Source organism: Rhodopirellula maiorica SM1 (assembly GCF_000346295.1).
GTDB lineage: Bacteria > Planctomycetota > Planctomycetia > Pirellulales > Pirellulaceae > Novipirellula > Novipirellula maiorica.
In genome coordinates this window covers 1-12,536 of the sequence record NZ_ANOG01000230.1, presented here as the reverse complement: position 1 = coordinate 12,536, position 12,536 = coordinate 1, and the positions used below count along the sequence as shown (strand labels likewise).

At 55.7% G+C, this 12,536-nt stretch carries 6 protein-coding genes and 1 riboswitch; of the genes, 3 read left to right on the top strand and 3 right to left on the bottom strand.

The window, feature by feature from the left end; genetic code table 11:
* A partial coding sequence (locus tag RMSM_RS06930) for a CTP synthase (protein WP_040764524.1) occupies positions 1-1,562 on the bottom strand: 1,562 nt, incomplete at its 3' end.
* A 62-nt stretch (positions 1,563-1,624) separates the two neighbouring features.
* Positions 1,625-2,446: a 3-deoxy-manno-octulosonate cytidylyltransferase gene (locus RMSM_RS06925; RefSeq protein ID WP_236622037.1), complete on the bottom strand. Its 822-nt coding sequence runs from the start codon at positions 2,444-2,446 to the stop codon at positions 1,625-1,627.
* A gap of 135 nt (positions 2,447-2,581) precedes the next feature.
* A riboswitch (cobalamin riboswitch) is annotated at positions 2,582-2,868 on the top strand.
* A 291-nt stretch (positions 2,869-3,159) separates the two neighbouring features.
* Between RMSM_RS06925 and RMSM_RS06920 the strand changes: the two genes are divergently transcribed.
* The 3 genes from RMSM_RS06920 (at position 3,160) to RMSM_RS06910 (ending at position 10,375) form a co-directional block, all read left to right on the top strand.
* Positions 3,160-4,041, top strand: a complete 882-nt coding sequence (locus tag RMSM_RS06920; RefSeq protein WP_081614051.1) for a DUF1559 family PulG-like putative transporter — start codon at positions 3,160-3,162, stop codon at positions 4,039-4,041.
* 83 nt (positions 4,042-4,124) lie between these two features.
* A complete protein-coding gene (locus RMSM_RS06915; RefSeq protein ID WP_008693433.1) occupies positions 4,125-10,172 on the top strand; it encodes a DUF4465 domain-containing protein in 6,048 nt (2,015 codons plus the stop codon).
* Complete coding sequence (locus tag RMSM_RS06910) at positions 10,169-10,375, top strand: DUF1289 domain-containing protein (RefSeq protein WP_008693432.1); 207 nt, start codon at positions 10,169-10,171, stop codon at positions 10,373-10,375. Before RMSM_RS06915 ends, RMSM_RS06910 begins: the two co-directional genes overlap by 4 nt.
* A 17-nt stretch (positions 10,376-10,392) precedes the next feature.
* Here RMSM_RS06910 and RMSM_RS06905 read toward each other — a convergent pair whose 3' ends face one another.
* Positions 10,393-12,441, bottom strand: a complete 2,049-nt coding sequence (locus RMSM_RS06905) for a PTS sugar transporter subunit IIA (protein ID WP_008693430.1) — start codon at positions 12,439-12,441, stop codon at positions 10,393-10,395.
* Between the last annotated feature and the right edge of the window lie 95 nt (positions 12,442-12,536).

Sequence of the window (12,536 nt, the reverse complement as noted above, 5' to 3'; positions counted from 1 at the left end):
AACAATGGATGTGCCTTCAGCGGTTTGCTCTTGAATTCGGGGTGGTATTGAACGGCCACAAACCAAGGGTGGTCAGGCAGTTCGACGATTTCAACGAGCCCGCCATCGGGGCTTGTGCCCGCAAAGCGCATTCCGCTGGCTTCGTATTGTTGGCGGAATTCGTTGTTGAATTCATAGCGGTGGCGATGGCGTTCGTCCACTTGATCGCTTCCGTACGCCTTGCCCGAGATGCTGTCTTGGTCCAGTTTGGTCGGTTGGCTGCCCAGTCGCATGGTGCCGCCCATTTGTGTGACGTTTTGTTGTTCGTCGAGTAGGCAGATGACCGGGTGTGGGGTGTCTTTGTCAAATTCGCTTGAATGAGCAGCATCAAGTCCGACGACGTTGCGGCCGTATTCGATCACGGCGCACTGCATCCCCAAGCAGATGCCGAGGAAGGGGATGCCGCGCGAGCGTGCAAATTGAATCGCTTGCACTTTGCCTTCGACACCTCGTTCGCCGAATCCACCGGGAACCAGGATGCCGTGGTAACCGCTAAGTAGTCGTTCGGCGCCTTCGCGTTCGATATCGGCACTTTGGATTCGTCCGATACGAATTTGAGCTTGGTGATGGATGCCCGCATGGTCGATCGCTTCGTAGATCGATTTGTAAGCGTCTTTGTGTTCGGCGTATTTGCCGACCACGGCGATCGAGACTTCGTGGTGCGGGTTGCGAAGCCGGTGTAGTAGATCTGTCCACGGCGAGATATCTAAGCTTGATGCGGACAGCCCCAGTTTTTTGACCACTAGCTCGTCAAGTTTGTTGTCGACTAGCGAAAGCGGGACTTCGTAAATCGAGAAGTCTTTGTCTTTTTCTTCGATGACGGCTTCGACCGGCACGTTGCAGAACAGTGCGATTTTTTCGCGGTCATCGCGACTGATCGAATGTTCACAGCGGCAAACCAGCACGTCTGGTTGGATCCCGATTTCACGCAATTGGCCGACCGAGTGTTGGGTCGGTTTGGTTTTCAGTTCGTCGGCAGCCTTCAGGTACGGCACCAGCGTCAGGTGCATGTACAGACAATTTTCGCGTCCCACATCGAGCGAAAATTGTCGGATCGCTTCGAGGAACGGCAGACTTTCGATGTCCCCGACGGTGCCGCCGATTTCGGTGATCACGACGTCGACGTCGTCGCCCCCCATCCGCTTGATCACCGACTTGATTTCGTTGGTGATGTGCGGGATGACCTGAACGGTTTTGCCAAGAAATTGGCCTTTGCGTTCTTTTTCGATGACCGACAGATAGATTTGGCCTGTCGTGTAGTTGCAGTCGCGAGAAAGTCGGCCTGAGGTGAACCGCTCGTAATGCCCGAGGTCGAGATCGGTTTCGCTGCCGTCATCCAGAACGTAGACCTCGCCATGTTGGTAGGGACTCATCGTCCCTGGGTCGACGTTGATATAGGGATCCAGCTTTTGCATGCGGACCCGCAATCCTCGCTGCTCAAGCAGCATTCCCATCGAAGCGCTGGTCAAGCCTTTGCCAAGCGAACTAACAACGCCACCGGTTACAAAAATGTGTTTCGTCATGGAACGAAATCATACCCAAATGGGAAAAAGACGGAAGTCGTCGCAAAGCCTCGGAATCGCTTTTAGCGAATCCGCTCGGCAAACGCTTGGAAATCGGCTTCGGTATCGATCCCTGGGGCGGCCGATTGGACACGCCCGACAACGATTCGCTTGCCCGCTTCGATCGCTCGCAGTTGCTCGAGTCGCTCGGATTGCTCTAGCGGGCTGGGCGGTTGGTTGGAAAACCACTCTAAAAAATCGCGGCGATAGGCGTACAAGCCTAGGTGGTGCCAAAACAGTGGCGGTTCCATGGCGAGCGTTTCGGGGGTGATCCCGCTGCGACAATGTGGCACCGCCTCGCGGCTGAAATAGATGGCGCTGCCGGCGAATTGCGAGTGAGTGGGCGTCGTGGCGGCCTGCCCTGCCCTGCTCTGCCCCGCCGCCTCTCCCCCTGCTGCGGCAACCACAATTTTGACGCAGGACGGATCCTGCAGAAGTGCCTCGCTGCGGATCGGGGTCCCAATCGTGGCGATGTCGGCGCTGGCATCATTGATCAGGATTGTGCCCACGAGATCCACTGTGTCGGGATCAATTTCGGGCTCGTCGCCTTGGACGTTAATAAAGGCGTCAAAATCAGGGAATTGAGCGGCGACTTCGGCAATTCGGTCGGTCCCACTTGGGCAATCGACGCTGGTCATCACGAATCGGCCGCCGAACGATTCCACTTCGTCGGCAAGTTTTGGGTCATCGACTGCCACCACGACGGCATCGGCAATACGAGCGTTGGACGCGGCTTCCCAGGTGTGGCGGAGTATGGTCTTGCCCCCTGCGACGCGAAGCAGTTTTTCGGAGAGTCGTGTCGAAGCCAGGCGAGCGGGGATGACGATCATGCAGCGATTGTTCATCAGGTTTTCGGAGTCCTTGGGAGTCGAATTGAATCATGCTGACGTCGCTCATCGTCCCGTCCAAGTTGGGCCAAGGTGAATGAGAGCGACATTGCAAGGGGGCGTTTGACAATGTTTTGGCGAGCCGATAGAGTCGTCCATTAACGGTGAGCGGTGCCGCAAAGTCAACGGATCTTGGGTTTTGCGGAAACAGGGAACTTCGGTGAAATTCCGAGACGGCCCGGCCGCTGTGATGGATGGGGTTCGCGGATTCGGTTGCTTTTTGTGACGTTTGCGTGAACCGTCAACTTCTCACTCTTTCGTGCCATTGTTCTTTAAATCGTGTTTGACGCCATCGGGCGTCGATCGATTTGGGAATGAGAAGGCGGAAGAAGTTGGCGTGCATTCAGAGTCAGAAGACCTACCGCGTCACCGGATGCTTTGGAACTCGCTGCGCAGAACAAGGTTGGCCACGATGAGTGGGCCACCGACCTTGTCACCCGTGCCGCGATTCTTGAAAAACCTTCTTGGGTGAGGTTAGCGTCACGATCGAACCGTCTCCGCTGTGCAAAGGGCGTTTTGCAGCGAGTCGTTGATGTTGATTTTCCTTGGCTTGAGTGCTGTCGCTCTCCCCCCCTTCCCTGCCCTTCGCGGTTGCGAACGCAGCGGTGGGAAACCGACGACATCCACCCAGTCTTTTCCCCTACTTCAATAAAATCGTTGGCGGTACGTCGATGAGGTTTTGCGATTGTGAACAAACAAACCCATTGTGGGATAGGCTTCCAGCCTGTCGCCCGCAATCGGTTTCGTTGCTACACAAAGGTCGACCTCGATCGCATGGCCACCAACGCGGCTTCACGTTGATCGAGCTTTTGGTCGTCATCGCGGTGATTGGCACGCTTGTCGGATTGCTATTGCCGGCGGTCCAAGCGGCACGCGAGGCGGCGCGTCGGATGCAGTGTCACAGTCGCTTGCACCAGATCGGATTGGGGCTACAAAATTATCACGCTGCTTTTAACCAATTTCCCATCGGGGTGATCCAGCCACGTCCGCTTTGGCCCAAGGGCAAAGAGTTTGCGTGGTCGGCGATGATGTTGCCGCAAATCGAACAGACCGCGGTTTGGCAGCAGATTGATTTCGGCGTCCCCTACGACGATCCGAAAAACGCCACCGCCGCAGCGTCGGTCATTTCGACCTTCATCTGTCCCTCGACACCTCGCAGCGACAATTTGAAGAAAGGTCGCGGCGTGACCGATTATGGCGGCATTTATGGCGAACGCATTCTCAGCACCAACAATCCGCCCTCGGGAGTGATGATTTACGACCGAGCGATACGTTTTCGCGACATCTTGGACGGCACCTCTACGACAGTCGTGGTGTCCGAGGACGCTGATTTTCCTGATGGACAATGGATCAATGGAAAGAACTTGTTTGATCAAGCGTTTGCGATCAACAAGGCACCGAGTTTTGAAAACGACATGCGAAGTTTTCATCCTCAAGGAGTCAATGCGGCTTTTGCCGATGGATCGGTTCGCTTTCTAAACGAGAGCATGGATTTGAAGATATTAGCGGCAATATGCACGCGTGCGGGACACGAAGTGGTCTCGGATTTTTAGATTTTTACACGGTTAGCAACATCCTGTGTCGCTCGAGATTAAACGTTCGCACACAGATACTCTCAACACGATAAACAACAACTATGCGTCAACGTACAAACCAGCTTCGCCGTCGCCGCCGACTGATTACCGAACGACTCGAGGATCGCCGTTTGATGGCCGCCGGACCCTACGCACCTGCGGCCGGCGAGACGGGCAGCACTGCGATCGCGATGGATGATCCCGCGATTGTCGCTTGGGCAACCGATTGGCAGAACTATGACGCGGGTTCCGATGTCAGCGAGACGTTCCAGACACCCGCCAAGGCGTTAGGTCCCGCGGCGGGAACCAGTTTCGATATCGTCTCGCTCGGCCGAGGCGGCAAGATCACGTTGCAGTTTGATATTCCAATCCGTGATGGACTTGGTGCCGATTTTGCCGTTTTCGAAAACAGTGTGACCGACACATTTTTGGAGTTGGCCTTTGTCGAAGTCTCCTCTAACGGCAGCGACTTTTTTCGTTTTGATACCGACTCGTTGACCGATTCGTCCGTTGGTGGTTTCGGCAGCATCGATCCGACAAATATTGATGGTTTTGCAGGGAAGTATCGTCAAGGTTTTGGAACGCCTTTCGATCTAAATGATCTCGCGGGCGTTAGTGCAAACTTAGACATCTCCGCGATCACCCACGTTCGCATCGTCGATATCGTTGGCGACGGAACGCAAACCGATTCCAGTGGCGATACCGTGTACGATCCCTATCCGACGGTGGGTAGCGCCGGGTTCGATCTCGATGCGATCGGCGTGATCAATCAAGCACCCTATGACGTTTCTTCGGTTGGCTTCGAGGATGTTGGTCAATCGCTGACGCCCGAGTCGCACTGGAACGGGCCTGTTTCCGGTGGCACGACCAGCGAGGGGCCCTATGGGGACCAAGTCACCAAGGGCGAATTCGCGAGCGACGAAGCGCAGTTAAACAATGCCTACTCGCTCGACTATGGTTCTTGGTCGGGTTGGGCGTATTCGAACGAAACCAACACGTCGACCCCCGGGTTCACGAACCAATTCAGTGCGATCGCCGGTGGCGGTGCCAATGATTCCGACACCTACGGTGTCGCGTTTGCCTCAGCGACGGGGGAAAATGTCGCAACGATCACGTTGCCTGAGGATGCGGGGTCGTTGCAGTCGGTCCAGATCACCAATACGACGTATACCGCTTTGTCGATGCAGAACGGTGACTCCTTTGCAAAGAAATTCGGCGGAGTGTCGGGGACCGAAGCAGATTGGTTCTTGTTGACGATCCAAGGCAAGGACGACTCGGGAACGAGTGTGGGAATGGTCGATTTTTATCTGGCCGATTATCGCAGTGATGATTCGTCGCAGGACTACATCATCGATGCGTGGACCGAAGTCGATCTGAGTTCGCTTGCTGGCGCGAATTCGCTCGAGTTTTGGGTCACTTCGTCCGATGTGGGCCCGTTCGGGATGAATACTCCTGCCTACTTTGCGATGGACGAGTTGTCGTTCTTGACGCCGGGGATCGCCGTCGATGTGCTCGACCACGCGATCGTTGAAAACGCCGGAGCCGCGGCGACAACCGGTCGTGTGACTCGTGGCGAAGACGACTTGTCAGCCGCGATGACCGTTTCCCTTTCCAGCGACACGGCGGGGCTAATTGTACCGTCGACCGTGACGATTCCCGCCGGCCAAGCCTTTGTCGATTTCACGATCGGAGTGACCGACAACTCCCTAGCCGGTGGTGATGTCGTCGCTGCGATCACCGCCACCACAGGCGACTTGCAAGCGGTTCGCGTGATCACTATCAACGATGACGAGTTGCCTACGTTGACGGTGTCGGTGGCATCGGACACGATGGACGAAGGGACGACGGTTTCTGGAACGCTCACACGAATCAATACGGATACGACTCAATCGTTGACGGTCCAGCTTTCGAGTTCGTCGCCATCGATTGCTGCGGTTGACTCGACAGTCACGATTCCTGCCGGTGCCACCTCGACGACGTTCACGATCTTGGCCGTCGATGATGACGTCGATCACGGCACCACCACGGTTCAGCTCACTGCGACGGCTACCGGTTTCCTTTCGCTGCCAAGTTCGGTCGACGTGAATGACAACGACCAGCCCGCGATTCGAGTGACCGCTAGCGAAAGCACTTTCAGCGAATCCGATGTCGCTACGACCACTCAATTCGAAGACCTGGGGATCGGACTCGCCAACGAATCGTTCGACAATGGTGCAGCCGGAAATGGCGAATTTGTTAGCAATGGTTTGATTCTGAACAATGCCTACAACGCGACCTACGGTTCATGGTCCGGTTGGGCGATTTCGAACACAACCGATACGACGACCCCCGGCTACTTGAATCAATACAGTGCGATTGCCGGTGCCGGAGCATATGGCTCGCGGACATACGCTGTGTCATCGGGCTACGCCGCCGATCCGCCTAGCATCACTCGTGACGCCGATAACGGTATCGGATTCCAGCAATTGTCGATCACCAACACGACCTATGCCGCGTTGTCGATGGCCAACGGTGACACGTTTGCCAAGCAGTTTGGTGGCGCCGACGGCTCGGATCCCGATTGGTTCTTGTTGACGATCGAAGGCGTCGACGAAGCTGGTGATTCGGTCGGGACGGTCGAGTTCTATTTGGCTGATTATCGTTTCGACGATGACTCGCTTGATTACATCGTGGACGATTGGTCGGTGGTCGATGTGTCGTCACTCGAGAACGCAGTCAAGCTCGAGTTTGCCTTGAGCTCCTCGGACGTCGGCGATTTTGGAATGAATACGCCTGCCTACTTTGCCGTGGACGATGTCGTGATCGCCGAAACGATTGACCCTGCCAATCCCGCTCCGTCGATCACCGTATCACGACAAAATATGGACTTTTCCGAACCGCTCGACGTGACGCTGACCGTCAGCGATGCGAGCCAATTGCGAGTGCCGGTTGAGGTGACGATTCCCGCCGGACGAGCCTCGGTCGAGGTGCTATTGGACATCGTCGATGATATCGTCGTCGATGGCGATGCGGTTGTGACGATCACTGCGACTGCGGATTCGCTGTCGAGTGAGACGACGGTCACCATCGAGGATGACGACGAATCGGCGCTCGTGGTCACGCTTGGGGTGGGAGAGCTGGATGAGTCGCTTGGTATCGCCGACGCGGACTTTGAAGATGCAGGACTGCGACTGCTCGGCAACTCGTTCTACAAGGGCCAGGACGGTGCGGGAAGCTTTCAGTCCGGAAACCTTGGCTTTGCCAACAGCTACAATCCGGCTTGGGGGTCATGGTCCGGGTGGGCGCTGTCGAACACCACCGATCAAACGACGGCGGGTTACGGAAACCAGTTCAGTGCGTTCGCGGGAAGCGGCGCAAATGGATCGTCGACCTACGCGGTGGGCACCGGGGTCACCGGCAATTCGGCTGCCGTGATTCAAAAGAATAGTGATGGATTGTTCGACTCGTTGATGGTCACCAACACCACCTATGCCGCTCTTTCGATGAGCCAAGGTGACGCGTTCGCTAAAAAGTTTGGTGGCGAATCGGGCGACGATCCCGATTACTTGTTGTTGACGATCGAAGGATTGGATGCGAGCGATCAATCGATTGGGACCGTGACATTCTATCTTGCCGATTATCGTTTCGCCGATAACTCATTGGACTACATCGTCCAGGATTGGACAAAAGTCGATTTGACGCAACTTGCAGCGGCCGATCGACTTGAACTCTCCGTTGCCTCGTCGGATGTGGGCGCGTTTGGAATGAATACGCCTGCCTATTTCGCGGTGGATGACGTGCAAATTCAACCTGCGAACGAGCCAGCCGGGTACGGCGTGGTTCATCGCAACGATGATGATTTATCCAGTCCGCTTGTGGTGGCGATCGATGCTGATCCGTCAAACCGTTTGTTGTTGCCTGCGACTGTGACGATTCCCGCCGGAAGTGCTGTAGCAGAGTTCTCGTTTGATGTCATCAACGACGTGATTGCCAATGGCGACGCGACAATCGAGATCTCGGCGGCGGTCGATGGATACACGTCGGTGCCCGGGCAATTCAGCGTGCTCGATGATGACGAACAACAGATCGGATTGTGGCTGGATCAATTGAGCTTCGCCGAAGATGCGGGCGACGGTGCGGTAACCGGAGTGATTTCACGAAACGATGCCAACCTCGACTCGGCCATCGAGGTGTCGATCGATGTTGACGGCGCCGATGGGATCGTGTTGCCTGTGACCGTGACGATTCCTGCAGGCAGTCGCTCGGTCGCCTTCACCGGCGATGTTGTCTCCGACGGATTGGCGGGCCAGGATCAAACGGCGACGATCACCGCCCAGGGGGATGGCTATGTGGCGTCCACCGCGGCAATCGAGTTGACCGAAGTGGACGAGCCCGTCTTGTCGATCGAGTTTTCCGAAGCGGTGGTCAATGAAAATGATGGCGAAGCCGCCGTTGAGCTGACGGTGTCGCGAAATACCTTGGATGTTTCCGAGTCGTTGGTGGTGTCGCTTCAAGGCATTGTCGATACTCGTTTTGATCTGCCAGATTCGATCACGATTCCCGCAAACCTACGATCGGCATCGATCACGATCGATCTGATCAACAACGTTCGGCTCGATGGTGATCGCGAAGAACAGGTGACAGGAACTGCCGACGGATTTGCCGATGGCGTAGGGACAATTCAAGTCGTTGACGATGAAGTCGCTGGGATCGAGATCGTGACCAGCGGTGATGAGTTGCAGGTGAGTGAATTGGGGACATTCGCTACGTTCGAAATTCGCTTGACGGCGCAGCCGGCCTCGGATGTCGTGCTTGCGGTTGCCGAATCCGCATCGGGTGACTACGAACTCGATCCGACGCGGGTGGTGTTCACGAGCGAAAACTGGAGCGTTCCGCAAACGGTCACGGTGTCCGGCATTGCAGACTTTGTGATCGAAGAAAACGAGACTCACTCGATCGTCGTTTCGGTGGTTTCCGGAGAATCCGACGCCGGGTTTGCCACTGCCGAATCGGTCTCGCTAAGCTTGACCATCGAAGAAGTCGCGGTCGAGAATGTTGAATTGGTCAGCCAGGACGACGTGTTGCTCATTCGTGATCTCGATTCCGAAAACACCTTTGCTTTGACCGAAACTGACGACGGATTGCGGTGGGTGGGCGACGACCGCGCCCAACAGCTCCTTGTGGATTCCGTTGTTGTTGGCGATCAAACGGTGACGCTCGATTTGGCAGGTGGCAACGACGAGGTGACGTTGACGGGGTTGTCGACCGTGAACATCAACGGAGGCGAGGGGTTTGATCGCTTGACCGTCACACTGTCCGAAAGCGAAATCGATCTTGCCGCGTTCCTGGCCAACCAAATCCGTGGTTTCGAAGAAGTCGTGGTCGCGACGACCGAAGCAAAATTGCTAAGCCTGGATGCCAACGCAATCGCTCAGGCGTTTGGTTCCGATACGTCGATGGTACTGCATATTGGTGTCTCGCAATTGATCGCGAGTGATGATTGGACGCTCGAAGATCCTACCATCGTGTCTGGCGTGTTCGCGCAGGTGCTTCGTTTTGACGGCGTTGAAATCTTGGTCATCAGCGATTCACCGTGGCGAAACTCGCGAGATCGATGGGATGTCAACAATAGCGGGTCTGTGACTGCGTCGGACGCACTGACGATCATCAATCGATTGCCGCTGCAAGGAGAGTCGAGTCTGCCGGTGATCGAAACACTCGCCGATTTCACAGGGATGTATTATGACGTTTCTGGCGATGGCAAAATCACGGCACTGGATGCTCTGAACGTGATCAATCGAATGAACAACAGCATCGTGACGCCGACGGCAGAATCCGAATTTTCGACCGCCCTGCCCTTCCCCGCCGCAACACCGGATGTCGTGGGGCTGCCTTTAGCGACACCAGCCGTGACGACTCCGTCAGGTCGAACGGGAGTGGCCGAGAGTGATGTCGCGGCCGATTTTATCGCCGATGTTTCGTTTCCGTCTGTCGTGGGATCATCTCATCACAGCAGCGAGATCATCGATCAGGTGATGCGAGAATTCAGCGGTGATTTTTCAGACGTCAGCGACGAAATCGAATCGTCTTCGGACGCGTTTGATTGGGACATGCTAGGTGATCTGCGATGAGTGAACCCGCGACAAACGGTGATGGCGGTGTGACCTCGCCATGCATCGGTACCTGTTCGCTTGATCCAAGCGATCTGTGTGTCGGCTGTTTTCGCAGTCGCATGGAGATCGCTCGTTGGTCGAGTGCTTCCGCCGCAGAAAAGCGGATGATCGTCGAGCAGAGTGTGCAGCGCCGCCAAGCACGCGAGCAATCATCGCAGTAGGAGGCGAATGTGGGGACTTAGCCTGGCAAGCTGCTGGAGGATTCGTTTGGCGTTTCCGCGGCATCGAGCGCCGCAAGATGCTCTTTCTTGAAAAAGCGGTTTGCCAGAATGCGAATCGGTACCAACAACGTGATGAATAGCGGAAAGACAATCGCGATCGCACTGCTTTTGATCACCCACAAGACGGCCAAACAAACGAGTTGCAAAATCGTATAAAGATGTACGATCCGTTTGGGGACACGTCGCATGTAGTGTGCTTGGGGATACAGACTACTTTCCATGGGCAACAGCGTTAGCCGCTCGAGGAACTGATTCCCCTTCATCGATACCAGACCCATGAATAGGAAGATTCCGTACAGCACGGCCATCGGAACCATCTTTAATAGCGCCAACGCGATCAGCGATCCACCGATGCCTAGATGAATGAGCAGGCCGGTCAAGCGTGTTTCGCGGACGTGAATCACCCGGTCGCGTCGCTCGCCGCTACGTGTCACCACCTCTTCGACATCCGCCAAACTGCGAATATGGTTCAGCGATCGCACGGTGGCCGCAACGAGCCAGGGAAGTCCAAACAGGCTGAAGACCGCAGTCAGGATGCCAATCACGCCAAGGTCCCAGTGGTATGCGGGGCCTTTCCGCAACTGATGATCAGGGCTGTTGACCAAACGAGCGGTGATGTTCTGGTCTAGATAGATCAGCACGGCGCCCAGTAGTCCCGGGACCGCCGAGGCAAACCATACCCACTGAGGTGCGTCCATTGGGTTGACGAACCATGATCGGCCGCCATGAAGCGACGGTGCAAATTCATTTGGGATGTCAAGTTTTGCCAGTTCGACGTTGCTCAGCCAGAACGCCACCGCACTCATTGCGACCAATGCAATCGTGGGGCCAAAGTCGCCCAGCAGTTCACGCATCCACGGCAATAGGAAACGACTTCGGCGGAACGCTTGCAAGTTCATTGCCAAGTACAAGGTTCCAAGTGCTAGCAGCAGCGTCAGCAATGCATGCGAGGGGTTGGCAACATCATTGATGTCCTGGGATTCGCGGGCCAGCGACGAGAGGGCTTCGTAGATATAGATCACCGAGATCAATGCGGCAAAAATTTCATCGGTGAAACGCGTAAAGAAACGCATCAACGCGCTTGCGTCGGTTACCGCCAAGAGGATCGTCAGCCCGCCGGCCCACAAACTGACGCAAGTGTATGTTGGCAAAAAAGGGATTTTGAGCTGTACGCATAAAGTGTAAAGCGTCGTGATGAACACCAACAACGGACCGGTGGTCCCGATGATGATTAGTGGTTGGCCCGAAAATAACGCATACAAGACTCCGCCGAACGAGGCTGCCAAAATTGTCTCGACTGCTCCGATTTGTCCGCCCGTCGCCACACCCATGATCCCGCCAAACGTGACAGTGGGGGCCAGACAGGCAAAGAACAGAAACATGATTGACGCGACACTTTTGCCATGCACACCATCGCGAAAATCGGAAGCGTAGTAAGGCAGACGTTGGCGAAAATCATCGATCAAACCGCCGGCAAAACGGCCTGTCCAACGCAACCCCTTGTGGACGTCGACTTCCGGTACCGGTACGGCCGGGGCGATCCGCGTCTGAAAATGCTGGAACGCTTCGGTTAGTCCCACTGCGTCCTTGGCATGGCGAAGCTCGTAGCGGGCTTCCGTATCGCTCATGAATCGAGCAATGGCGGCAAGCGTGTCGATATGTCGCCGCGCGGCTTTATCGGGACCGACTAACAAAAAGATGTAAGAGACGCCGACGCCGTCGAGGGCTCCGGCATTGATCGGATGCCGCAAACGGGCGAACACGACAAGCGGCTCTGTTAAGATTTCGCTGTAGGCATGCGGCACTGCAACCGCTTGGCCAATCGCCGTGGCGGCGGTGTGTTCTCGCTGTAGCAGCAGGGAAAGCAGAGGATCTCGTTGCTCTGCGGGGATCGTTCCGCGACGAGCGAGTTCGTGCAGGATCTTGCCTAGCGCGTCATCGAGGTTTGATGCTTCAAGATCCAGAATGCATCGATCCTCGCTGAAAGATTTTTCGAGCAACTCCATGCTGTCTTATCCACTTTCGCGTTGATTCGGTCAGGTTGTTGTCTAAGAGTATGCCATATCAGGGAGCACGCGACGATTACAGGCGGGACGTTTGA

Excerpts from the sequence above, each read along its gene's own strand:
- RMSM_RS06925 (WP_236622037.1), bottom strand. The coding sequence starts at position 2,446 with ATGAACAATCGCTGCATGATCGTCATCCCCGCTCGCCTGGCTTCGACA.
- RMSM_RS06920 (WP_081614051.1), top strand. The coding sequence starts at position 3,160 with ATGAGGTTTTGCGATTGTGAACAAACAAACCCATTGTGGGATAGGCTT.
- RMSM_RS06915 (WP_008693433.1), top strand. The coding sequence starts at position 4,125 with ATGCGTCAACGTACAAACCAGCTTCGCCGTCGCCGCCGACTGATTACC.
- RMSM_RS06910 (WP_008693432.1), top strand. The coding sequence starts at position 10,169 with ATGAGTGAACCCGCGACAAACGGTGATGGCGGTGTGACCTCGCCATGC.
- RMSM_RS06905 (WP_008693430.1), bottom strand. The coding sequence starts at position 12,441 with ATGGAGTTGCTCGAAAAATCTTTCAGCGAGGATCGATGCATTCTGGAT.